23 protein-coding genes are annotated in these 22,365 nt (G+C 72.6%); 8 read left to right on the top strand and 15 right to left on the bottom strand.

Annotation, left to right across the window (positions count from 1 at the left end; translation table 11 throughout):
* Positions 1–520 precede the first annotated feature (520 nt).
* Positions 521–1,078, bottom strand: a complete 558-nt coding sequence (locus Vau01_RS40605) for a pentapeptide repeat-containing protein (protein ID WP_204005121.1) — start codon at positions 1,076–1,078, stop codon at positions 521–523.
* A 49-nt stretch (positions 1,079–1,127) separates the two neighbouring features.
* On the opposite strand from Vau01_RS40605, the gene Vau01_RS40610 reads away from it, so the two are divergent.
* On the top strand, positions 1,128–1,484 hold the full coding sequence (locus tag Vau01_RS40610) for a fibronectin type III domain-containing protein (RefSeq protein ID WP_204005122.1): 357 nt from the start codon (positions 1,128–1,130) through the stop codon (positions 1,482–1,484).
* A 61-nt stretch (positions 1,485–1,545) separates the two neighbouring features.
* Here the strand turns inward: Vau01_RS40610 and Vau01_RS40615 are convergent, their stop codons facing one another.
* The 5 genes from Vau01_RS40615 to Vau01_RS40635 all read right to left on the bottom strand — a co-directional run bounded on the left by Vau01_RS40615 (position 1,546) and on the right by Vau01_RS40635 (position 6,243).
* The gene (locus Vau01_RS40615) at positions 1,546–2,184 is read right to left on the bottom strand and encodes a nucleoside/nucleotide kinase family protein (RefSeq protein WP_373320374.1); all 639 of its coding nucleotides are present in this window, start codon (positions 2,182–2,184) and stop codon (positions 1,546–1,548) included.
* Positions 2,181–3,062: an SDR family oxidoreductase gene (locus Vau01_RS40620; protein WP_204005124.1), complete on the bottom strand. Its 882-nt coding sequence runs from the start codon at positions 3,060–3,062 to the stop codon at positions 2,181–2,183. The genes Vau01_RS40615 and Vau01_RS40620 overlap by 4 nt, the downstream gene beginning before the upstream one ends.
* Entirely contained in the window at positions 3,053–3,997 is a 945-nt protein-coding gene (locus Vau01_RS40625) for an LLM class F420-dependent oxidoreductase (protein ID WP_204005157.1), read from the bottom strand. Before Vau01_RS40625 ends, Vau01_RS40620 begins: the two co-directional genes overlap by 10 nt.
* 108 nt (positions 3,998–4,105) lie before the next feature.
* On the bottom strand, positions 4,106–4,771 hold the full coding sequence (locus tag Vau01_RS40630) for a response regulator (RefSeq protein ID WP_204005126.1): 666 nt from the start codon (positions 4,769–4,771) through the stop codon (positions 4,106–4,108).
* The gene (locus tag Vau01_RS40635; protein WP_239152250.1) at positions 4,768–6,243 is read right to left on the bottom strand and encodes a sensor histidine kinase; all 1,476 of its coding nucleotides are present in this window, start codon (positions 6,241–6,243) and stop codon (positions 4,768–4,770) included. The genes Vau01_RS40630 and Vau01_RS40635 overlap by 4 nt, the downstream gene beginning before the upstream one ends.
* Before the next feature lie 190 nt (positions 6,244–6,433).
* Here Vau01_RS40635 and Vau01_RS40640 point away from each other — a divergent pair, with 190 nt between their 5' ends.
* Positions 6,434–7,030, top strand: coding sequence for a DUF1707 SHOCT-like domain-containing protein (locus tag Vau01_RS40640; protein WP_204005128.1), 597 nt, complete (start codon positions 6,434–6,436; stop codon positions 7,028–7,030).
* A 133-nt stretch (positions 7,031–7,163) separates the two neighbouring features.
* Positions 7,164–8,069: an amidohydrolase family protein gene (locus Vau01_RS40645; protein WP_204005130.1), complete on the top strand. Its 906-nt coding sequence runs from the start codon at positions 7,164–7,166 to the stop codon at positions 8,067–8,069.
* A 40-nt stretch (positions 8,070–8,109) separates the two neighbouring features.
* Here Vau01_RS40645 and Vau01_RS40650 read toward each other — a convergent pair whose 3' ends face one another.
* Genes Vau01_RS40650 through Vau01_RS40660 form a run of 3 tightly spaced genes read right to left on the bottom strand, consistent with a single transcriptional unit; the run spans position 8,110 to position 12,258 of the window.
* Positions 8,110–9,669: a sensor histidine kinase gene (locus Vau01_RS40650; RefSeq protein ID WP_204005132.1), complete on the bottom strand. Its 1,560-nt coding sequence runs from the start codon at positions 9,667–9,669 to the stop codon at positions 8,110–8,112.
* Positions 9,666–10,112, bottom strand: coding sequence for a response regulator (locus Vau01_RS40655; RefSeq protein WP_204005134.1), 447 nt, complete (start codon positions 10,110–10,112; stop codon positions 9,666–9,668). The genes Vau01_RS40650 and Vau01_RS40655 overlap by 4 nt, the downstream gene beginning before the upstream one ends.
* Positions 10,036–12,258, bottom strand: a complete 2,223-nt coding sequence (locus tag Vau01_RS40660; protein WP_204005136.1) for an ATP-binding protein — start codon at positions 12,256–12,258, stop codon at positions 10,036–10,038. Before Vau01_RS40660 ends, Vau01_RS40655 begins: the two co-directional genes overlap by 77 nt.
* Before the next feature lie 116 nt (positions 12,259–12,374).
* Here Vau01_RS40660 and Vau01_RS40665 point away from each other — a divergent pair, with 116 nt between their 5' ends.
* Entirely contained in the window at positions 12,375–12,884 is a 510-nt protein-coding gene (locus Vau01_RS40665; RefSeq protein WP_204005138.1) for an NUDIX domain-containing protein, read from the top strand.
* On the opposite strand, the gene Vau01_RS40670 is transcribed toward Vau01_RS40665, so the two are convergent.
* Positions 12,866–14,482, bottom strand: coding sequence for a bifunctional 3'-5' exonuclease/DNA polymerase (locus tag Vau01_RS40670; protein WP_204005159.1), 1,617 nt, complete (start codon positions 14,480–14,482; stop codon positions 12,866–12,868). The two genes, Vau01_RS40665 and Vau01_RS40670, sit on opposite strands and share 19 nt — an antisense overlap.
* 159 nt (positions 14,483–14,641) lie before the next feature.
* Here Vau01_RS40670 and Vau01_RS40675 point away from each other — a divergent pair, with 159 nt between their 5' ends.
* Both Vau01_RS40675 and Vau01_RS40680 read left to right on the top strand, forming a co-directional pair.
* Positions 14,642–15,538 (top strand): expansin EXLX1 family cellulose-binding protein, encoded by an 897-nt coding sequence (locus Vau01_RS40675; RefSeq protein WP_204005140.1) that lies wholly within the window; start codon positions 14,642–14,644, stop codon positions 15,536–15,538.
* Positions 15,539–15,669: 131 nt separating this feature from the next.
* Positions 15,670–17,100: a phthalyl amidase gene (locus tag Vau01_RS40680; protein ID WP_204005142.1), complete on the top strand. Its 1,431-nt coding sequence runs from the start codon at positions 15,670–15,672 to the stop codon at positions 17,098–17,100.
* On the opposite strand, the gene Vau01_RS40685 is transcribed toward Vau01_RS40680, so the two are convergent.
* Positions 17,097–17,891, bottom strand: coding sequence for a TrmH family RNA methyltransferase (locus tag Vau01_RS40685; RefSeq protein WP_204005144.1), 795 nt, complete (start codon positions 17,889–17,891; stop codon positions 17,097–17,099). The two genes, Vau01_RS40680 and Vau01_RS40685, sit on opposite strands and share 4 nt — an antisense overlap.
* 50 nt (positions 17,892–17,941) lie before the next feature.
* Between Vau01_RS40685 and Vau01_RS40690 the strand changes: the two genes are divergently transcribed.
* On the top strand, positions 17,942–18,187 hold the full coding sequence (locus tag Vau01_RS40690) for a zinc ribbon domain-containing protein (protein ID WP_204005146.1): 246 nt from the start codon (positions 17,942–17,944) through the stop codon (positions 18,185–18,187).
* 3 nt (positions 18,188–18,190) lie between these two features.
* On the opposite strand, the gene Vau01_RS40695 is transcribed toward Vau01_RS40690, so the two are convergent.
* The 4 genes from Vau01_RS40695 to Vau01_RS40710 all read right to left on the bottom strand — a co-directional run bounded on the left by Vau01_RS40695 (position 18,191) and on the right by Vau01_RS40710 (position 21,519).
* Positions 18,191–19,294: an SPFH domain-containing protein gene (locus tag Vau01_RS40695; RefSeq protein ID WP_239152251.1), complete on the bottom strand. Its 1,104-nt coding sequence runs from the start codon at positions 19,292–19,294 to the stop codon at positions 18,191–18,193.
* A 2-nt stretch (positions 19,295–19,296) separates the two neighbouring features.
* Positions 19,297–19,722, bottom strand: a complete 426-nt coding sequence (locus tag Vau01_RS40700; protein ID WP_204005147.1) for an NfeD family protein — start codon at positions 19,720–19,722, stop codon at positions 19,297–19,299.
* 61 nt (positions 19,723–19,783) lie between these two features.
* Positions 19,784–20,716, bottom strand: a complete 933-nt coding sequence (locus tag Vau01_RS40705; RefSeq protein ID WP_204005148.1) for an isopenicillin N synthase family dioxygenase — start codon at positions 20,714–20,716, stop codon at positions 19,784–19,786.
* Entirely contained in the window at positions 20,713–21,519 is an 807-nt protein-coding gene (locus tag Vau01_RS40710) for a DUF3097 domain-containing protein (RefSeq protein ID WP_204005149.1), read from the bottom strand. The genes Vau01_RS40705 and Vau01_RS40710 overlap by 4 nt, the downstream gene beginning before the upstream one ends.
* A gap of 66 nt (positions 21,520–21,585) precedes the next feature.
* Here Vau01_RS40710 and Vau01_RS40715 point away from each other — a divergent pair.
* Positions 21,586–22,365 (top strand): Rv1486c family protein (locus tag Vau01_RS40715; protein WP_204005150.1); only part of this gene is annotated, 780 nt, incomplete at its 3' end.

Consider the following 22,365-nt stretch of genomic DNA (forward strand, 5'->3'; position numbering starts at 1 on the left):
CCACACCACCGGTCGCCCCGACGGAACCGGCTGAAGCCACACCACCGGCAGCGCCGGCCGCGCTCGCACTGCCGACCGAAGCCACTCGGCCGACCGATGACGTACCGCCTCTCGAAGCGGCCGAGCCGGAGACGGTGGCGCTGCGGGCGCAGCCCACGGTCGACGCGCCGGTAGTGGAGAACGGGGCGCCGGACACGCCGGCACCGTCGGGCCGGGTGGGCGACACGCCGGAACCGCCGGTGGCCGATGAGCGTGGTGACGGGTCCGACGAGCAGCAGCCGGGCGCCGATGATCCGGACTCGGAGTCGACGCTGCGGATCGGCCAGGATCGGCAAGGTCCGTCGGCCGTCGCGCCGGCGGTGGTGGCTCCGGCGGGACCGGTTGCACCCGTGGAGGACTCGTCGGGCGATCACATGCCGGCGGGTGCGGGATCGGGGAACCGGGACCCCTGGTTCACCCGCAATTCTGCGGCGGCGGGGGCTGTCGAGACTCCGCATTCGGCGCCGGCCGGTGTGCCGCCCTACGTGCCCGCGTCGGCAGCGGCGGTTGGTGCGCCCTCGGACTCGCCGACCTCGGGGCCGGTGGTTGATGCGCAGCACGGGCCGGTCCACGCCGCGCAGGTCAGCGCACCGCCGGTGTCGGGCCCGCCCGTCAGCGCGCCGCCCATGTCGGCACCGCCTGTCAGCGCACCACCCATGTCCGCACCACCCGTGTCGGCACCGCCAGTCAGCGCACCACCCACGTCAGGCCCGCCCATCAGCGCGCCACCCATGTCAGGCCCACCCGTCAGCGCACCGCCCATGTCAGGCCCGCCCATTAGCGCGCCGCCCATGTCGGCACCACCCGTCAGCGCACCACCCATCTCGGCGCCGCCCATTAGCGCACCGCCGGTCAACTGGTCGCCCGTGTCGGCGCCGCCCAGCAACGGGGTGCCGGTCGGTGGGGCTCCCGTTTCGGGGGCGCCGGTGGGGAGTGAACCGGCCGCGCCGCTGCGTCCGGTGCCGGCGCATCGGCAGGCGCCGCCGGCGGTGACGCGGCATCGGTCGCGGCGGCCGGTTCTGGTTGTCCTGTCGGTCATTCTGGCCCTGATTTTGCTCGGCGGGGCCGGTGCCCTTGTCGCCGTCTTCTTGGCCAGCGACCCGGACAAGGGGAACGGGCCGACCACGGCCGAGTCGAAGCCGGGGACGATCAGCCTCACGCTCGACGACAAGGGGAACGCGGTCGCGCTCACGTGGACGGATCCCAGTTCCGGGCAGGCGTCGTTCGTGGTGTCGTACGGGCGGGCCGACGGGCCGGCGGACAAGACGCAGCGGGTGGGTGCCGGCACCACCACGGTGACGATCGGCCAGCTCGACCCGTCGCAGGATTACTGTTTCACGATCGCGGGTGAGCCGGGATCGGGCGTCGGGCCGTCGCCGGCCATCTGCACCAAGCGTCCCGCCCCCGGCGCCGGCAGCACCTCGCCCCGCCCGTCTGGCACCTAGCGCCCGCGCGATCTTGGACTCCCGGAGGTGCCGTAGCACCGCACGGAGTCCAAGATCGCGGTCAGGTGCGGGTCAGGATCTCGTCGGCGTTGGCGCGAGTGGATTCGATCAGTTTGGCGTTCGCGGCGTCGCTGCCGCCGGCCCAGGCCTGGGCGGCGGCTTTGGTCAGGCCGCGGGACAGTTGACGCCGCACCAGGGCCGAATGCCTGGTCGAGTGCGGGGCGTCCAGGTACAGCGCCAGGTCGAGCAGCGGGCGGATCTCGTGCCACGGTGGCGTGTCGAGGAGCAGGTAGTTGCCTTCGGTCACCACGACCCGCACCTCGGGGGCGACCGGGATGGCGCTGCCGATCGACTCGTTGATCTGGCGGCTGAACGTCGGCGCGTAGACGGGCGTCGGCTCGGCGGCCCGCAGGCGCCGCAGCAGGTTGATGAAGCCGGTGGCGTCGAAGGTTTCGGGCGCGCCCTTGCGGTCGGCCAGGCCCAGGCGCGCGAGTTCGGCGTTCGCGAGATGAAAACCATCCATGGGGACGGCCACCGCGGCGTCGCCTCCGTCGGTGAGCGCCGACGCGAGGGCGGTCGCCAGCGTCGACTTGCCGGCTGCGGGCGGGCCGGCCAACCCGACGATCACCCGGCCCGGCCGGTCGGCGAGCAGCGTATGCACGGCCGCGAGCGCGGATGGCAACGCCTGCGGACGGATCACCTCGCCTCAGCACCACCCGCGGAGCCCGAGGCCCCGCCCGCGGAACCGGCGGCACCGTCCGCGGAACCGGCACCGTCCGCGGAACCGGCACCGCCCGCGGAAGCGCCCAGCTTGCGCATCGCGCCCAGCCACCGGTCGCGATCCTGCGCGCGCCGCAGTTCGTACGTCGCCACCTCCGGGTGCGGCAGGATGAGGAACCGCTCCGCCGCCAGCCCTTCGACCACGGCGTCGGCCACCTCCTCGGCCGACAGCACCCGGCCGGACGCCGCCGTCACCGTGGCTCCCCGATGCCCGGCCGCGAGGCCGGCGCGCAGCATGTCGGTGTCGACGCCCTGCGGGCACAGCGCGCTCACCCCGATGCCCTGGCCGCCGTAGGTGATCGACAGCCACTCGGCGAACGCCACCGCCGCGTGCTTGGTGACGGCGTACGGCGCGTCGCTCATCGCCGTGAGCAGGCCGGCCGCGGAGCACGTCTGCAACAGGTACCCGGACCCGCGCGCGAGCATCGCCGGCACCACGGCCCGCGCCGCGTGGATGTGCGCGAGCACGTTGATGCCCCACGCCCGCTCCCACACCGCCACGTCGCCGTCGAGACCGACGCCGGTGGTGATGCCGGCGTTGGAGCAGAACAGGTCGATGTGCCCGAAGCGGTCGAGCACGTCGGCCACCAGCGCCACGACCTCGGCCTCCGCCGACACGTCGACCCGGTACGGCGTCGCCACCGCGCCGATCTCCGCCGCGACGGCCTCCGCACCGGAAAGATCAAGATCGGCGACGACCACAGCCGCCGCGCCCTCCGCCGCGAACCGCCGCGCGAGCGCCGCGCCGATGCCCCGCGCCGAGCCGGTGACCACGACGATCCTGCCGGTCAGCTCCATGAGTCGCCCCCGGCCGGAGAGAGCGCGCGGACCGCGGCCAACGGCTCGGTTCCCGGCGCCGGCACGAGTGCGATGACCGGCGTCTGCACGCCGTTGGCCACGTACTCGGTCAGCTTGGCCCGCACCTCGGCCGGAGTGCCGTGCAGTACCAGGGCATCGACAAGATCATCCGGGACGGCCGCCAGCGCGCCCTTGCGATCGCCGGCCGCCCAGGCGTCCCACACCGGACCCAGTTCCGCCTCGCGGCCGAGCCAGCGGTGGAACTCGGCGTACGCGCCCACGGTGAGGTACGCCGTGATCATCCGCTTGCCCGCGGTACGCGCGTACGCGACGTCGGTGGTGGGGCAGACGAAGATGCGCGCGGCGACGTCGAACCCGTCGGGCGCACCGGCCAGTTCGGCGGTGACCTTCGGGACGTCGCTCGCGGCCAGCCAGTTGAGGATCGCCCCGTCGGCCTCGGCGGCGGCGAGCCGTAGCATGCCCGGCCGCAGCGCGGCGAGATGCAGCAGCGGCGGTTGCTCCGGCGGCCGCTCCAGCTTGAAGCGCTGGACGCGGAACGACGGGAACTCCTCGTCGACCAGTTCACCCGCCAGCGCCTTGCGCAGGAACCGCAGCATGTCGCGGGTGTGGCCGAACGGATCGGTGAAGTCGAGCCCGTTCCACTGGTTGACGATCGCCGGCGAGGAGGCGCCGATGCCGATCACCGCCCGCCCGGGCGCCACCTCGGCCAGCGCCGCCGCGCTCATCGCCAGCAGGGCCGGCCCGCGCGTGAACGCCGGCACGATCGCGGTTCCCAACCGCGCCGACGGCGTCCAGCCCGCCGCCAGCACCAGCGGCGTGAACGCGTCGAACCCGTTCACCTCGGACGTCCACAGGTCGGTGTAACCGGCGTCGACAGCTGTCGCCGTCACCCGCTCGTGGTCGGGCAGCGACATCCCGGTCAACGGGATCGTAAGTCCCCAACGGCGCACCCGCCGATCATCGCGGCCGGCCACCCTACTCAGCAACCCGGTAGCGCGAACGCGGCCCAATGTGAGACGCGATCATCCCAACCACCCCGGGCGCACCAGCCCGGCCTCGTACGCGTACACCACGAGCTGGGCCCGGTCGCGCGCGCCGAGCTTGCTCATCGACCGGCTCACGTGCGTCTTCGCGGTGGCCGGGCTGACCATGAGCTTCACCGCGATCTCGTCGTTGGACAGGCCGGCGCCGACCAGCGCCACCACCTCGCGTTCGCGTTCGGTGAGCCCGTCGAGCGCCTCCGGCGGCCGGGGTGACCGGCTGCGCATCGCGAACTCCTCGATGAGCCGACGGGTGACGCTCGGCGAGAGCAGCCCCTCCCCGGCCGCGACGGCGCGCACCCCGCGCAGCAGGTCGACCGGCTCGGTGTCCTTCACCAGGAACCCGCTGGCGCCCGCCCGCAGCGCCTCGAACACGTACTCGTCGAGGTCGAACGTCGTCAGGATGACGATCCGCACCTCGGCGCAGCCCGGATCGGCGACGATCTGGCGGGTCGCCTCCAGCCCGTCCATGCCGGGCATGCGGATGTCCATGAGGACGACGTCGGGATGCTCCTGGGTGGCGAGGCGCACCGCGTGCGCACCGTCGGACGCCTCGCCGACCACCGTGAGGTCGGACTGCACGTCGATGAGCGCCCGGAACCCGGCCCGGACAAGAGCCTGGTCGTCGGCCAGCAGGACGCGGATCATGGAGAAGACCCTCTCACGGGTAGGTCGGCCACCACTTCGAAGCCTCCCTCCGCGCGCGGACCCGCGCGCAACGTGCCGCCCAGCGCCGTGGCCCGCTCGCGCATTCCGGCGATGCCGTTGCCCTTGTCGGGACGGGCCTGCGGGTCGACCGTGCCCACGTTGACCACCCGCACCCGCAGCCTCTCGGACGAGTAGACGATCGTCAGCTCCGCCTTCGCCGCCGGACCCGCGTGCCGGCGCACGTTGGTGAGCGCCTCCTGCACGATGCGGTACGCGGCCCGGTCGAGCTCGGGCGGCAACGGCTCGCGCTCGCCCTCCACCGTGAACGCCACCGGCAGGCCGGCCGCCGCCGCGAGCTCCTCGACCTCGGCCAGCCCCGGCGCGGGCGCCTTCGGCGCCGCCTCCCCCTCCGGACGCAGCGCCGCGAGGACGCCGCGCACCTCGCCGAGCGCCTCGGAACTCGCCTGCTTGATCGCGGCCAGCGCCGTCTTGGCCTGCTCGGGATGCTCGTCGAGCAGGTGCAGGCCGACGCCCGCCTGCACGTTGATGAGCGACAGGTGATGCCCGAGGACGTCGTGCAGCTCGCGGGCGATGCGCAGCCGCTCGTCGGCGGCCTGCCGCCGCTTCTGCTCCTCGGCGGCCCGCTCGCGCTCGGCGGCGGCCCGTTCCTCCTCGGCCTGCGCCTTGGCGATCGCGACCATCTGCGCCACCCGGGCCCGGTTCGCCTCGGCGAACCCGTACGCGACCAGCGTCCAGGCGCCCGTGACGGCGGCGCGACGCCAGGAGACCTCGCCGGTGAGCCAGCCGGCGGCGACGAACGCGACGAACCCCGCCATGAGGATCCTGCGCGCCTCCGAGCGCTTGCCGGCGCGCACCGCCCGCACCAGCGCGATCAGCGCCGCGACGAACGTGGGCGCCCCGGGGAACGCGGCCACCTCGTACGCCACGGTGGACGCCACCGCCAGCAACAGCACGATCGACTGGTGCCGCCGCCCCACCAGCAGGGCCAGCGGACCGAGGAGCAGCAACGCGTACCCGACGGGCGGCACCGGAGCGGCGGCCAACGAGCAGCCCACCACCTGGGCGACGCCGGCCACGATCGCCGGGCCGGGACCGCGGTCGCTCTCCTCCAGCTGGTGCATGGCCCACGGGCCGTTGACCCGCCGCCCACGCCCACGGCCGCGCATCGGTTGGACCGGCGCCGGCACGCCGCAGTCGTCTCCCGTGGCGGGAGCCTCGTACAGCGGACCCGTGAACCGGCCCTCCCGGGCCCACGGCGCCCGGCCGCCCCGCTTCCGGGACCGTCGCGCGGCGAGGCGCTCGATCCCCTGTGTGATCCGCTCGGCCCGACGTTCGGCCCGACGTTCGGCCCGCCACGCGGCCCACTCCGACCGCCCGCCCCAGGGCGCGCGGCCACCCCACGGTGGGTGCCCGCGCTCCCCGTGCCCCGGATCGGGTGGACCGTTCTTCATGCCACGACCGTAGGCCAGTCACCCGCCTACGCGCGTCTCCCCGGTGAGGCATCGGGCATACCTCCCAGGTAGTACGCCGCCGACCGGACGTCATCATCCGGGGTACCCGAAGAGCCGCTGCACGGCCGACGCCACCGCGCCCCACTGGCCCCAATCTGGAACAAGCAACCGAGACGAGGGGTCCACCGCAATGACCGACACCGGCACCAACACCGACAGACCCGCTCCCGGACGCGTCCGCGCCTCCGACGTCGAGCGGGAGGAGTACGCCAAGGTCATCCGGACGGCGATGACCGAGGGCAGGCTGAACCTGGAAGAGGGCGAGGAGCGCCTCGGCAGGGTCTACGCCGCCACCTACCGCGACGACCTGGGCCCGCTGATCGCCGACCTGCCGTCGAGCACGATGTTCAACACGCCGGAGTTCGTCGACGAGGCCAAGTACCGGCTGCGCGCCCACACCGGGCGGGTGGTGTCGGTCGCGGCGCTGCTCACCGGCATCTGGCTGCTCGTGGCGATCCTCGTGCACCCGGTCTTCTTCTGGCCGATCATCCCGATCGCGATCATGAGCATCGGGCTCATGCGGCACCGTCGCTGGTACCGCTGGCAGCAGCGCGGCTGGAGCCCCTGGGCCAACCGCGGCTGGGCACAGGGGCAAGGCCACCAGGGCCCGCCCTGGGCCCACCGCGGCGGCCGCGGCGGCTGGCACGGCGCCTCCGGCTGGCACGCCCAGGCCGGTGCCCAGGCCGGCCCCGGCTGGCAGCCCGGCTCATGCGGCCGCGGCCACTGAGGCCGGCGATCTTGCAGTTGTGGTGGTCGGCGAACCACATCGAACCGGTGCAGATCCTGGCACCACAACTGCAAGATCGGCGCGGCGACGAGCAGCGCGAGCCCACCCCGACCGCCGGTGCGAGACTTGGCCGGTGAGCACGGAGCCACCCGAACTCGACCTCGCCCGGGTGCCGGCCTTCTGGCAGGCGCTCGGGCTTTCCGGTCTCATCGACGTGCACGTCCACTTCCTGCCGCCGCGCATGCTGCGCCGGGTGTGGGCCTACTTCGACAACGTCGGCCCGCTCACCGGGATGGCGTGGCCGATCACCTACCGCTGGCCCGACGAGGACCGCGTGCGGCACCTCGAGTCCATGGGCGTCCGCCGGTTCCCGGCCCTCGCCTACGCGCACAAGCCCGACATGGCCGCCGACCTCAACGACTGGACGCTCGACTTCGGCGCGACGACCCCGGGATGCGTGCCCACCGCCACGTTCTACCCCGAACCGTCCGTACTGTCCTATGTGGACAAAGCGCTGGCCGCTGGTGCGCGCGTCTTCAAGGTGCACATCCAGGTGGGTGGCTACGACCCGCGGGAACCGGTGCTCGACCCGGTGTGGGGACGGCTGGCGGAGGCACGGATCCCGGCGATCGTCCACTGTGGATCGGGACCCGCGCCGGGCGCCTTCACCGGGCCGGAGCGGTTCGCGGAGGTGCTCCGCCGCCACCCGCGGCTCCGCGCCGTGATCGCCCACCTCGGCGCGCCCGAGTACCGCGAGTTCGTGGACCTCGCCGAGCGGTACGAGAACGTCGTCCTCGACACCACGATGGCGTTCACGGACTTCTTCGAGAACACGGGACAGCCGTTCCCGCCGGACCTGCTCCCCCGCCTCGCGGACCTCGGCCTCGCCGGCAAGGTGGCGCTCGGCAGCGACTACCCGAACATCCCGTACCCGTACGCGCACCAGATCGAGGCCCTGCAGCGGCTCGACCTGGGCGACGACTGGCTGCGCGCGGTGTGCTGGGCCAACGGCGCCGCGCTCATCGGCGTCCCGATTTAGGCCGCCGAGCGGTCCCCGCTCGGCGGCCTAAATCGTATCTTTACGAAATCGGAAGGCCGAACGACACGGTGGTGCCCACGCCCGGCGTGGACGATATTCCGATCCAGCCGGCGTGCGCCTCCACGATCGCCTTGCTGATCGCGAGCCCGAGGCCGCTGCCGTTGATGGCGCGGCGCTGCGTCTCCGCCGAGCGGAAGAACCGGGTGAACAGGCGGGTCTGCTCGGCGGCGGTAATACCGATGCCGGTGTCGGCGACCGAGACGAGGATCTCTCCGGCGTCGGCACGGGCCGTCACCCGGACCGTTCCGCCGTCGGGTGAGAACTTGACGGCGTTCGACAGCAGGTTCAGCAGCACCCGCTCGATCTGCGGGCCGTCGGCGTCGAGCTCCGGCAGGGAGTCGGCGGCGTCGAGCTTGATGGCGACCTCCGGCGGCGCGCTCGCCCGGGTCGCCTCGACCGCACTGAGCAGAAGGTCGGCGAGCCGCACCGGGCCGCAGGTGAGGGTGAGCGTGCCGGCCTCGATGTCGGCGAACGTCAGCACGTCGTCGATGAGGGCGAGCAGCCGGCGGCCGTTGCGGTCGATGATCGAGATGAGGCGACGGTCGTCGTCGCCGAACACGTTGTTGACGTCTTCGGCGAGCATCTCGGTGTAGCCACGGATGCTGGTGAGCGGCGTCCGTAGCTCGTGCGAGACGGTCGCGATGAACTCGCTCTTCAGCCGGTCGAGTTCCTGCAGTTCGGCGTTTGACCGGGCCAACTGCTCGGTCTGCCGCTGCAACGCCTGCTCGGCGCGCCGCCGGGCGCTGATGTCGGCGATCTGATGGACGATCGGGCTCCCGTCGACCCCGTTCGGGGTGATCAGCGACGCCGAGTACTGCGTCCACGTCACCTTGCCGTCGCGACCCGCCAGCCGGACCTCGCGCACCGGCCGGCCGAGGTGGTCGTCGTCGGACCGGCCGCGGGGCCGGGCCCGGCGCTCGCCGTCGCGGCCCTCGCCGAGCAGCTTGATGTACTCGGCCAGCACCGGCCGGTCGTCGGGCAGCACCAGTTCGTCGAACGGCCGGCCGCGGACCTCGGCCATGCTCAACCCGGCCATCTCCAGCAGCGCCGCGTTCGCCTCGATCACCTCGCCGTCGGCCGCCGTGACCGCCATGCCGACCGGCGCGTGGTCGAACGCCGCCCGGAACCGCCGCTCGTGCTGCTGCGACTGCGCCTCGGCGTGCCGGCGGGCGTGGTCGAGGCGACGCTGGGCGAGCGCGTGCTCGACCGCCGGGCCGAGCCGGGCCAGCCGGTCCTTGAGCAGGTAGTCGACGGCGCCGCGGCGCAGCGCCTCGACGCAGGCGTCTTCGCTCATCGCACCGCTGATGACGATGACCGGGGGCGGGTCGGGCAACGCACCGATCAACCGCAACGCCTGCAACGCGCCGAATCCGGGCAGGTTGTAGTCGGCGAGCACGATGTCGGGAGACCGGCCGAGGCCGGCGACCAGCCCCGGCTCGTCGTCGACGCGGCTCCACTCGGGATCGAAGCCGGCCCGTTTCAGCTCGAAGACCAGCAGTTCGGCGTCGTCGGGGTTGTCTTCGAGCAGCAGCGCCCTCATGTGGACGCCTCGGTCTTGTTGAGCTCCAGCCAGTAGGTGCCGATGTCCTGAACCGCCCGGAAGAACCGCTCCATGTCGACCGGCTTCACGATGTAGCTGTTGGCGCCGTACTCGTAGCAGCGGCGCAGGTCGACGTCTTCGGTGGAGGTCGTCAGCATCACCACGGGCAGGTGCCGGGTGCGCGGATCGGCCTTGATGCGGCGCAGCACCTCCGGCCCGTCGATGAGCGGCAGCTTGACGTCGAGCAGGATGAGCCGCGGCTCGTCGTGCGCGCCGCGGCCCGCGTACCGGCCCTCCCGGTACAGGTACTCCAGCGCCTCGGCGCCGTCGCGCACGACATCGACCGGATTGCCGAATCCGCCCCGGTCAAACGCGAGCAGCGCCAACTCCAGGTCGGACGGGTTGTCCTCCACCAGCAGCACCCGCGTCGGCAGAAACGACATCGGTGGCTCCCTTCCTTTCGTGGCTGAGCTTCGGGAGCGTGAAATGGAAAGTGGCGCCGCGGTCGGTTTCGCCCTCGGCCCAGATGCGGCCGCCGTGGCGAAGAACTATCCGGGACGCGAGTGCGAGCCCGACGCCCGTGCCTTCGTAGTCTTCGGCCCGGTGCAGCCGCTGGAACACCTGGAAAAGCCGGTCGACGTACTGCGAATCGAAGCCTGCTCCGTTGTCTTTCACGAAGTAGGCGTCGTCTGTAAAGCCGACCTCGATTCGAGTCTCCGCGCGGGAACGGGTGTACTTCAGCGCGTTGTGCAGCAGGTTCGCCACCACCTGGCGGATCAGGCGCCGGTCGCCCGCGGCGGGCGGCAGGTCACCCACCACCAGCTCGACGCGCCGGCCCACCCGGTCGGGCGCAAGCTCGTCCCATACCTCGTCCACCAGACGGTCGAGCCGGACCTCCTCGTGCGACAGCTCCTGCCGCTGCAACCGGGAGAACGCCAGCAGCCCGTCGATGAGTTCGCCCATCGTCTGCGCACCGGCGCGCACCCGGGCGACATAGCGGCGGCCGGTGTCGTCGAGGAACGTGGCGTAGTCGAGTTCGAGCATCCGGGCGAACCCGTCGACGGCCCGCAGCGGCGCGCGCAGGTCGTGCGAGACGCTGTACGAGAACGCCTCCAGCTCGGCGTTCGCCGCCCGCAACTGCTCCGCGCGGGCGGCCAGTTGGGCGGTGCGCCGGTCGACCCGGTCCTCCAGTTCGGCGTTGAGCCGGCGGACCGCGTCCTCGGCGGCCCGCCGATCGGTGACGTCGTGGAACACCGCCACCGCGCCCGGCTGCCCGGCGGCCGGGTCGAGCGGCCGGGCGGACACGTTCAGGCGCGCGCCGTCCGGCCGGCCCGGGTTGCGGGCGATCATCTCCTCGTCGGTGACCCACTCGCCGTGCAGGGCCCGGATGATCGGCATCTCGGCTATGGCGAACGCGCTGACGCCGTCGGCCTTGAACAGCCCGTAGCGGTTGGCCCAGTCGTCGGGGTCCGCCGACTCGACCGGGCTGCCGACCAGCGACCGGGCGGCGGGATTGCTCAGGATGAACCGGCCGTCGCCGTCCATCACCGCGACGCCGTCACCGATGCTGTCCATCACGGCGCCGAGCAGGCCCGCCTGCCGGCGCGCCTCGCGTTCCGCCGCGCGGGCCTCGGCGGTGGCCGTGTACACCTCCGACTCCAGCCGGCGCCGCACCGTGGCCAGCACGTAGACGAGCGCGGTCAGGAGGCCGGTGAGCGCGACGCCGCCGGCGGCGATCCCGGTGTCGAGCGGGGTGTCGGTGCCGGGCAGGGCCGACCGGTCGGCGGCCACCCGCATCGTCCACTGCTGGTCGGCGATCACCAGGTCGGCGACGGCGGTCAGCTCCGGCCGGCCCTTGTCGGAACCGGTCACCCGGGCGATCGGCAGCGCACCGGAGCCGGCGTGGACGTCCACCTGGAACCAGCCCTTGGCTCCCGCCGGCAGCAGCCGGTTCAGCAGGTCGGCGGCCCGGACGCCGATGACCACCCAGGCCTGGAACCGGCCCGCGGCGTCGGTGACCGGGGTCGCGAACACCACCGACCGCTTCTGCGCCTCGTCAGGCCGGCCGCGGTCCCGGATCAGCACGTACGGATCCGAGACCGTGGTGCCGCCGCTCGTCCGCGCCCGCAGCAGCGCCGCCGTCGGCTCCGGAACCGGGCTGATGTCGGCGCCGACGGTGCGCGGTGAGCCGTCCAGCGCGCGCTGGAGGACGGCGAAGAAGTGCTCCCCGGTCCCCTCGGGCTTGAGGGTCAGCCCGGTGACGCCGCGGTCCCGCCAGGTCGCCTGGGTCTGCGCCACCCGGTCCGACGTGGCCGGCACCATGAGCGCCACGGCGGTGACGCCGCGCAGGTCGAGGCCGGCCAGCGGCGCGGTCGCGGCGTCGAATCCGGCCGGCGTCACCGGGTCCTGGCCGCCGAGGCCGCCGGCGACCGTCTTGAGCGCGTCGGTGTAGCGCTGCAGTTCGAACTGCACGGCCGCCCGCGCCGACAGCGTGGTCCGGTCGATCAGGCTCCGGGCGTTGTCCCACTCGTGCGCGTGCACGAGGGCGGCTGCGGCACCGGTGGCGAGCAGGCCGATGACCGCCACCACGCAGGCGGCGGTCAGAGCAGTCGCCCGACTCCTACCCACGTCGTTCCATCGGCCGGTCCGGTTGCCGCGTGATGGTTTATCGGTAGCGATGTCGTCCCACCGGTACCCTCTGCCCCATGCATAACCCCCACTGCACCCACTGCGGCGCGGCGTTCACCGTTCCCGCGTATCCCCGCGTCTGCGCCGGTTGCGGCGAGACGACCTGGCAGAATCCGTTGCCGGTCGCGGTGGTGCTGGCGCCGGTGCGGATCGCCGGCGGCACCGGGCCGGGCGGCACCGGCGTCGTGGTGGTGCGGCGCGGCATCGAGCCGGGTTACGGCCAGTTGGCGCTGCCGGGCGGGTTCATGGAGACCGGCGAGAGCTGGCAGGAGGCGGCGGTCCGCGAACTGCGCGAGGAGACCGCGATCGTGGCCGATCCGGCGACGGTGGTGCTGCTCGACGTGCACAGCTCGCCCAACGGCCAGCGGCTGATGGTGTTCGCGGTGGTGCCGCCCCGCGACGAGGCCGATCTGCCGCCGATGGTGCCCGACGAGGAGACGCTGGAACGGCTGGTGCTGCTGAAGCCGCAGGACCTGGTGTGGGACACCCACACCGACGCGATGGCGCGCTACTTCGCGTCGGCGTAACACTCCACGGTGGACACTCCGAGCGGGAACCGCACCGGCGTGTCGCCGAACAGCAGCCGACGCGCGTCGTCGCCGGCGCGGTGCACGGCGGCCGTCACCTCGGCGGCGTCCGCTGCCGGGCAGTGCACCACGACCTCGTCGTGCTGGAAGAAGACGATCTCCGCGGAGCTTCCGGCGAGCGCCGTGCGCAGCCGCGCCAGCAGCACCAGCGCCCACTCGGCGGCCGTCGCCTGCACCACGAAGTTGCGGGTGAACCGGCCCCGCGCCCGCCCGTACGAGGACCCGTCTTCCTCCAGCCGCGCGAACGGCACCGACGACGGCGGGCAGGTGCGGCCCAGCCACGAGCGCACCAGCCCGCCCTGCTCACCGGTGCGGGCCGCCTCCTCGACGTACTCCCACGCCCGCGGGTAGCTGCGCCGCAGGACCGCCAGCGCCGGCACCGCCTGCCCGCCGGTCTGCCCGTACATCGCGCCGAGCAGGGCCACCTTCGCCTTGGCCCGGTCGCCGCCGAACGAGGCGGCGGCGAGCGCCTCGTACAGGTCGCCGGAGCGCGCGGCGTCGGCCAGGCCGCGGTCGCCGGACATCGCGGCGAGCACGCGCGGTTCGAGTTGCGACGCGTCGGCGACCACGAACGCCCGGCCGGGATCGGCGAGCACCGCCTTGCGGACCACCTTCGGAATCTGCAGCGCTCCCCCGCCCCGGGACGCCCACCGCCCCGACACCACACCGGCCGGCACGTACTCCGGCCGGAACCGGCCGTCGCTGACCCACTGCTCGCGCCAGGCCCGGCCATGCGCGGTGAAGATGCGGTAGAGCTCCTTGTACTCCAGGAGCAAGGGGACGGCGGGGTGCTCGACCTGGCGCAGCGACCAGGCCCGCGTGTTGGGGATCGACACGCCCTCCCGCCCGAACGCCCGCACCACCTCGGCCGCCGACGTGGGATTGAGCCGCTGGCCGCCGAACGCGTTCTCGATGGCCCGCTGCAGCTCCGTGATCCGCTTCGGCTGGCCGCCCATCGGCGCCGGCTCGCCGAGCAGGTCGAGCAGCAGCGCGTCGTGCACGTCGGCCCGGAACGGCAGCCCGGCCGCGCCCATCTCGACCGCGAGCAGGGCACCGGCCGACTCGGCGGCCACCAGCAGGCGGAACCGCCGCGGGTCGGGCGTGGCCTCGATGCGCTCGCGCTGTGCCGCGTACACCTCGACCACGTCGCCGACCGTGCCGGCGGGGGCGACGGGCGCCGCGTCGAACAGCGCCTCCTGCGCCTCGCCGGGCGGCACCGCGGCCCGGGCCGGCGGATCGGGCGACACCGGACGCCCGGCCAGCCGCGCCACGGCCGCCGCCAGGCCGCGCGGCTCGCCCCACCGCCCCTCGACGCCGAGCAGCAGCGCCTCGGTGAGCTCCAGGTCGTGGCACCGGTCGAGCCGGAGGCCGGCGCGGAGCAGCCCGGGATAAAGATCAATAGTGGACGCCCACAGCCAGCGCACCGCATCGTCGGGCTCGACGCCCGCGACGTGCCGTGCGGCGCCGACGGGCACGCCGGCCTCGGTGAGGTCACGCAGCCAGACCCCACCGCCGGAGTCAGGGTGCAGGACGCGCATCACCGCGCCATTACACCCGAGGGGTACGACAAATCTCCCTTAAGAAAGCGCCGATCTTGCAGTTGTGCACGCCTTTTCATGCCTCTATGCCCCGATTCAGAGCGAGCACAAGTGCAAGATCGGCGTGGAAGCGCTCCCACGGGGCGGTAGCCTCCCGGCGTGGCACTACTGGGAGCGGTTCCTCGGCGGTATCTGTTCGGTGGGATCGGGGCGGTGTTGGTCGCCTGCATCGCGGTCACCGTCGTGCTGGTGCGGAGCGGAAGCGCGGCGTGTGCGGCGCCCGCCGTTCCGGCCGCGGCGAAGGTCGCCGGGAAGGCGACGTTCTACGCCGCCACCGGTGCCGGCAACTGCTCGTTCGACACGGTCTCCGCGCCGCTGGTGGTGGCGCTCGGCCCGAGCGACTACAGGGCCGGCGCCGCCTGTGGCGGCTACCTCGACGTCAGCGGCCCGAAGGGCACGGTGCGGGTCAAGGTCACCGACAAGTGCCCCGAGTGCGCCGCCGGCCACATCGACCTCAGCCGCGAGGCGTTCACCAAGATCGCCAACCCGGTCGACGGCATCGTGCCGATCACGTTCCGCACCGTGGCCGACCCCGGCCTGCCCGGCGCGGTGACCGTGCGCGTCAAGGAGGGGTCGTCGCAGTACTGGCTGGCCCTGCGGTTCGACAACCACGGCAACGCGCTCTCGTCGGCGGAGCTGAAGGTCGGCAGCGGCTGGCAGAAGCTCCAGCGCACCGACTTCAACTACTGGATCGACGAGAGCGGAGCCGGCAGCGGCCCGTTCACCGTCCGCCTGACCGACTCCACCGGCCGCCAGACCGTGGTGCCGAACATCAAGCTCACCCCCGAAAAGGTGCAGGGCACCGGCGTCAACATGTACAGCGGCGCGGTCGCCAAGGCCGCCACCCCGGCGGGCTCGAAGCCGGCGAGCGCCAGCGCCTCCGCAAGCGCGTCGACGAGCACCGCACCCAGCGCGAGCGCCGAACCCGGTGCCACCACCGCCGAGGCCGCCGACGCCGCACCCCCACCCCAGCGGATATCGAACACCTGCAACTAGACTGGATCGAGCGTCGTATATGCGAAACCCGGCGGCCGGGCCGACGCGGTGACGGCATCCACAACGTGAGACACCGGGGGCATTGACGGGCACCTACGCCAGCCACTTCCATGGGCGACGGAGGTGGATCAATGATCAAGAACCCAGCCACCCGCTGGTCCGCCCTTGTCCTGCTGCTCACCACGATCCTGGTCGGGCCCGCCAGCCCGGCGCTGAGCGCGACAAACCAGAGCGCAGCGCCGGCGTGCACCGCGCCCGTGCCCAGCACCACCAAGCCCGGCTACACCGTCGCCGACCCGAACTGCGACCTCAACGGAACCCCGTTCCAGCCGCTCACCGACGCGGCCGGCAGGCCGGTCAGCCGCACCTACGCGGCCATCGAGAACGGCGCCGCCTACCGCATCGAGGTGCCGCTCAACTGGAACGGCGAACTCGCCCTCTACGCGCACGGCTACCGGGGCACCGGCACCACCGTGTTCGTCGACAGCGCCCCGCTGCGCGCCCACTTCATCGCCAAGGGCTTCGCCTGGGCCGCGTCGAGCTACCAGACCAACGGGTACGACGTCGGCCAGGGTGTCACGGACTCGCACGCGCTCATCGCCCAGTTCAAGAAGGTGACCGGCAAGCGCGCCAAGGCCGTCTACATGACCGGCATGTCGATGGGCGGGCACATCACCGGTGTCGCCGTCGAAAAGTACCGCGGGTCGTTCGTCGGCGCGATGCCGAGCTGCGGCGTGCTCGGTGACGCCGAACTGTTCGACTACTTCCTCGACGCCACGGTCACGGCGGCGGCGCTGGCCCGCGTCCCCTTGCAGTTTCCGCTGAATCCGCCGCCGGACTTCCCGGCGACCTTCGCCGCCACGGTGGCCGCGATCCAGCCGGTGCTCGGCGTGAAGACCGGCGCGCCACCGGCGTTCACCGCGCCGGGCCGGCAGTGGTCGAGCGCGGTCGAGCGGCGCTCGGGCGGCGACCGGCCCGGCTTCGACGGCGCGTTCGCCTTCTGGAACACCGCGACCAACAACGGCCTGCCGTTCCTGTTCGGCGTCTACCCGGGCACCAGCGGCGGGACGATCGGCATCGAGGACGGCAACGTCACGTCGAACCGCGCCACCTGGTACGAACTCGACGACCACTGGCTGCCGACCTGGGACGAGATCAAGCTGAACGTCACCGCGCTGCGGGTGGGTCGCACGGCCGAGCCGAGCCCCGACCTCACCGGCGTGCCGAAGGTCTTCGCCGACCCGCGCATCCCGGTGCTGTCGCTGCACGACATCGGCGACCTGTTCGTCCCGATCTCGATGGAACAGGTCTACGCGCAGCGCGCGGCGGCCAACGGGCAGGCGCGGAGCTTCGTGTCGCGGGCGATCCGCGCCAACAACCACTGCGACTTCACCGCCGGTGAGCTCACGCGCGGCTTCGACGACCTCGTGTCGTGGGTCCGCACGGGTCACAAGCCGGCCGGCGACGCGATCCTCGACCCGCGCGCGGTCGCGTCACCCACGTTCGGCTGCAAGTTCACGGTGGGCGTCCGGGCCGACTTCGTCGCTCCCGCCTGCCCCTAACGACAAACCTCGTAGAACGCGACCGCCGCGGCGGCCGCCACGTTGAGCGAGTCGACGCCGTTGTGCATGGGGATCATCACAGCGGCGTCGGCCGCCGCGAGGGCGGCCGCCGTCAGGCCCGGGCCTTCCGCCCCGAGCAGCAGCGCCGGCCGCTCCCGCTGCTCCGGGGTCAGGCCCTGCAAGGGGACCGCGTGCGCGCCCGGCGTCAGCGCCAGCAGGGTGAAACCCTCATTGCGGACGTCGTGCAGGCCGTCCGGCCACGTCTCGGCGAACGCGTACGGCACCGCGAACACCTCGCCCATGCTGACCCGCACGCTGCGCCGGTACAGCGGATCGGCGCAGGTGGGCGAGAGCAGCACGCCGTCCATGCCGAGGGCGGCGGCGCCACGGAAGATCGCGCCGATGTTGGTGTGGTTGTTGATGTCCTCCAGCACCGCGAGGCGACGCGCCGTTTCCAGGACGTGCCCGGGCGTGAGCGCGGGCTTGCGGTGGAACGAGGCGAGCACGCCGCGGTGCACGTTGAAGCCGGTGATCGTCCGCAGCAGGTCGGGTTCGGCCGCGTACACCGGGGCACCGGCGTCGAACAGGTCGGCCAACTGGTCCACGCGTTTGGCGTCCAGAAGGAACGACCGCGGCGCGAAACCGGCGCGGAGAGCGCGCCGGAGGACCAGCTCGCCCTCGGCGATGAACACCCCGTTCGGCGGCTCCCACCGCGTGCGCAACTCGACGTCGGTGAGGGCCCGGTAGTCGCCCAACCGGTCATCGTCGGGATCCGTGAGGAGGGACACCATGCGCCCAGCTAAACAGGTACGCTGCGACGCTGATTGAGGGGGAACGACAAATGATCCTGTTCGGATACCGGCAGACGGTGAAGGAACTCGCCCGGTTGATGGCCCAGTGCCGCAACTGCGGCATGCAGGGCTGGCAGGTGGTGTTCCGGGTGCTCACCTGGTTCACCCTGTTCTTCATCCCGGTGCTGCCGCTGTGGATCTCGCGCAAGGTGCAGTGCGGCACCTGCGGAACCGTCCAGAAGCTGAGCAAGGCCGACGCCGACGCGATGATCGCGCACGCCGGCGCCCACCACTGACGCTCAGGCGTGTTCGCGCTCGTTGTCGGGCATCTTCTCGCCCAGCACGGCGCTGACGGGGAGCGGGTCCGCCGCGGGTAGGCCGCGCGGACCCGAGCCGACCTCGGCCCGGTGCGCCTCCTCGGCGGCTTCCTCCGCCGCCCGCGTGGCGGCCGTGGCCATCTGGCGCGCCTCCGCCTCGATCTCCGCGGCGTCGACAGCGGCTTCCCGGTCGCCGCCGCTGTTGGGCGAGATCAGGCCGCCGACCGCGCCACCGATGCCCTCCAGCGCGCGGGTGAGCTCGGCCGGCACGATCCACACCTTGTTGGCCTGGCCCTGCGCGATCTGCGGCAGCGCCTGCAGGTACTGGTAGGCCATCACCTTCGGGTCGGGGTCGGCGACGTGGATCGCGTCGAACACCGTGCGGATCGCCTTCGCCTGGCCCTCGGCCTGCAGGATGCGGGCCTGCCGCTCGCCCTCGGCCCGCAGCACCGCGGCCTGCTGGTCGCCCTGCGCGGTGAGGATCTGGGCCTGCTTCTGGCCCTCGGCGTTGAGGATCGCGGCCCGCTTGTCGCGCTCGGCGCGCATCTGCTTCTCCATCGAGTCGCGGATGCTCGGCGGCGGCTCGATCGCCTTGATCTCCACCCGGGTGACCTTGACGCCCCACCGGCCGGTGGTCTCGTCGAGCACGGTCGACAGGTGCCGGTTGATCTCCTCGCGGCTGGTGAGCGCCCGCTCCAGATCGAGCGAGCCGATGACGTTCCGCAGCGTGGTGACCGTCAACTGCTCGATCGCCTGCAGGAAGTTCGCGATCTCGTAGGTGGCCTTCACCGGATCGGTGACCCGGAAGTACAGGACGGTGTCGATCGACACGACCAGGTTGTCGGACGTGATCACCGGCTGCGGCGGGAAGCTGACCACCTGCTCGCGCATGTCGACCTTGGAGCGCACCGCGTCGATGAACGGCACCAGGAAGTTCAGGCCCGGCGTGAGCGTGCGCTGGTACTTGCCGAGCCGCTCGACCACGTACATGCGCTGCTGCGGCACCACCCGCACCGACCGCATCACCGCGACCAGCACGAACAGCGCGATGCCGAGAGCTATGAACACCAGAATCATTTCGGCCATCGTCAGACCCTCCACACCATCGCGGTAACGCCCTTGAGCTCGACCACGTGCACCCGCTCACCCGGCTCGATCACCTGACCGGACTCCAGCGCCCGGGCCTGCCAGTACTCGCCGTCGATCTTGATCATGCCGGCGCGGTCGTCGACCCGCTCGAGCACGATCGCCTCGCTGCCGGCGATCTCGGCCACCGGCGTGGGCTCGCCGGCATCGCGGCCGAAGTTGCGGCGCAGCACCGGACGGACACCCAGCGTGGCGATCAGCGACACGATCACGAAGATGATCGCCTGCACCGACACGGGCGCGTCGAGAGCAGCCGCGGCGGCGGCGGCCACCGCGCCGAGCGCGAACATGATCAGAAAGAACGAAGTCGTGAAAAGCTCGGCGACCGCCAGCCCGACGGCCGCCAGGATCCAGATCAGGGCAGCCACATCTCGAATACTGTCACGGTCGCGCTCGTGGGTGCCGCCCCGGACAGTCGCGGGATGGTCACTATTCGAGTTCCGTCCCCAGGTGGGGGAAGACCTTCGACACCTTCCGCACCAGGTAGTCACCGTAGGTGCCGGTGAAGGCGCGGAGGTCCTGGCCGTCCCACCGGGGGCCACTCCCGTGCGAGACCGACGGCAGCGGCGGGACCTCCCGGTCGAAGTCGGGGTCGAAGAAGAACGGGTAGGACAGGCGCTCGTTGCCGCTGACGTTGCGGACCCGGTGCGGCGTCGAGCGGTACCAGCCGCCGGTGAGGCGGTCGAGCATGTCGCCGATGTTGCAGACGAACGTGCCGTCGACCGGTGGCGCGTCGACCCAGCCGTCGGTCGTGCGCACCTGCAGGCCGCCGTTGCCGTCCTGCAGCAGCAGCGTGAGCAGCCCGTAGTCGGTGTGTTCGCCGACGCCCCAGTCGTCGGCGTCGGGCTCGCTCGGCGGGTAGTGGAAGATCCGGAACAGCACGGTCGGATCGGCGGTGTAGCCGCCGGCGAAGTAGTCCTCGTCGAGGCCGAGGCTCACGGCGACGGCGCGCAGCACGTCCTGTGCGGTGGCGGTCAACCGGTCCAGGTATTCCAGGACGGCCACCTTGAGCGCCGGGACCTGCTCCGGGAACAGGTTGCCGCCGTGCAGCGGGCGCGGGTCGCCGGGCCGCTCGGTGCCGAAGTAGATCCCTTCCTTGCGGTCCGGCCGGCCCGACGTGAGCTCGGCACCGACCGGGAAGAAGCCGCGCCACGCCTTGCCGCCGCGCTCCATCGCGATCTCCGCCTTGGTGTGCTCCGGCAACGCGAAGAACTCCCGCGCCGACGCGTCGAGGCGGCGGACGAGGTCGGCGGGCACGCTGTGCCCCGTCACGTAGAAAAAGCCCGAGTCGCGACACGCGCGCTCGATCGCCGCGGCCTTGACCACCATCGGCGCCGTGAGATCGATGATGGGGAGACTCATGGTTCCTCCGTGACGAAGTCGATCAGGCGCTCCATCGAGTTGATGAGGGGCGTCTCCAGGTCCTTGTAGGTGCGCACGCTACCGAGGATGCGGCGCCACAGGTCGGCCGGTTCGGCGACACCGAGCGCGGCGCAGACGCCCTCCTTCCACGGCCGGCCGGGCGGGATCACCGGCCACTTCCCGATGCCCAACCGGGCCGGCTTCACCGCCTGCCAGATGTCGACGTAGGGGTGGCCGGTGACGAGCACGTGCGGCGACGTGACCGACGCCACGATGCGGCTCTCCTTCGAGCCGGCGACGAGGTGGTCGACCAGCACGCCGAGGCGGGCGTCGGCGGCCGGTCGGAACGCCGTGACCGCCCGGGCCAGCTCGTCGATGCCGCTCAACGGCTCGACCACCACGCCCTCGATCCGCAGGTCGTCGCCCCAGACCTTCTCGACGAGCGCCGCGTCGTGGATGCCCTCGACCCAGATGCGGCCGGCGCGCGCGACCCGGGCCTCCGATCGGACCGCGACCGAGCCGGAGGCGGTGAACCGTCGGGCCGGTTGCTGCCCGGCCGCCGGCCTGACCAGCGTGACCGGCTCGCCGTCGAGCAGGAACGCGGCCGGTTCGAGCGGGAACAGCCGGCGCTTGCCGAACCGGTCCTCCAGCACCACCGCGCCGGACTCGAACCCGACCACCGCGCCGCAGAATCCGGAGCCGGCGTCCTCGACCACCAGGTCGGGTTCGGCCTCGACTTCCGGGATCCGCTTCCGGGGCCTGATCGGTTGCCGAAGTACGTCCTCCCCATACATGCCGGCCACGTTAGGTGCGTGACCCGTGTGGCGAGCGCGAGACACACCGCGCGGCCAGCACGTAGGCTGCTCTCCATGTCCCCCGCAGCGCACGCGGCAACCAAGACCGTGCGCCGCTCGGCCCGGTTCGTGTCCTGGGTCCGCGCGTGGCGCGCCGGCCTGGTGCCGTACGACGAGGTCGCCGGCGAGATAGCCGGCGACGAGGAACACCTCGCCGCCGACGTCCCCGGAACGTGGACCGACGTGCAGTTACCGGAGGCGCTGTCCGCGCTGTCGAAGGTGCACCCCGACGAGATCCGGCTGGTGCTGCCGGCCCCCGGCGACCCCCGCGGCCTGCCCGGCCCCGGCCCGTTCGCCGGTGCGGCGCTGCTCACCGGCGAGGGCGTGGTCGCCGGCACGCTCGGCCTGGTGCCCGAGGTGCGCACCCACACGTCGGGCTCGGGCGACACGTTCGAGACGGTGCTGTGGCGCTGCTACCCGCTGCCGGAGCTGCGGCGCCAGCACGACGAGCCGTCCGCCGCCGAGGCCGAGGCCGAACTTTCCGCGGCCCTGATGTCGACCACGTCGGCCCTCACGAAGCTCGACGTGGCCCAGTGGCGTCCCGAGCTGGCCGGTGCGCTGCAGGCGCTGCGGCGCCCGGACAACAGCACCGACCTGCCACCGGGCTACGACGCCCGGGCGCGCCGGCTGTACGCGCGGGCGAGTGTGCTGGACCGGGTGCTGGCGCTGGCCGAACTGTCCGCACCGGGTGGGGCGGTCAACGGCTACGAGGCCCAGCAACGGGATGCCGCACTGCGGCCGTTGACCCAGGCCTGCCGGCGGGCGCTGGTGGCCGCCTGCAACGCCCCGATGGTC

The sequence above is a fragment of the Virgisporangium aurantiacum genome, assembly GCF_016863635.1.
Classification (GTDB): Bacteria; Actinomycetota; Actinomycetes; order Mycobacteriales; family Micromonosporaceae; genus Virgisporangium; species Virgisporangium aurantiacum.